General features: G+C 61.5%; 1 protein-coding gene. It reads right to left on the bottom strand.

Annotated elements, in window-relative coordinates:
• A partial coding sequence (locus EN750_RS38160) for an efflux RND transporter permease subunit (protein WP_145968381.1) occupies positions 1–564 on the bottom strand: 564 nt, incomplete at both ends.

Here is a 564-nt window from a genome sequence, read left to right on the forward strand (position 1 = left end):
AACCGAAGATTGTCAAAACCTGGTGGGTGCCGAACCCGCCATAGAGGGCGGAGCGCAACGTGTCGGTGTCGATACCGAGCTGGGCGGCCTTGTCGCGATCCACCACCAGCGTAGCCTGCAGCGCATTGTTCTGCAGGTCGCTGGTGACGTCGGTGAAGTTCGCATGATCTGCGGCCATCGCGTCGTTCAGTTTCTGCGCCCAGATATCGGTCAGGCCGGTATCAAGGCCCTGAACCACGAGCTGGTAGGCGCTGGCCGACGACCGCGAGCCCAGCCTCAAATTCTGCACCGGCTGCATATAGGTCTCGATGCCCGCCACGCCGGCCAGTTGCTTGCGCAGATCCGAAAGCACCTTCTCGATATCGGGGCGCTGGTCCTTGCCCTTGAGCTGGACGAAAAGCTGCCCCTGGTTGAGCGCATTGTTGCCGCTGCCCGCCGACCACGCCACATGGTCGACATAGGGCGAATGCGAGAAGACACTGGCGACCTGTCCTTGCAGCCTGGACATGGCGTCGAAAGAGATGTCCTGACGTGCGATGGTGGTCACCGATATCTGGCCGATGT

It is taken from the genome of Mesorhizobium sp. M7A.F.Ca.ET.027.03.2.1, from assembly GCF_003999175.1.
Lineage (GTDB): Bacteria > Pseudomonadota > Alphaproteobacteria > Rhizobiales > Rhizobiaceae > Mesorhizobium.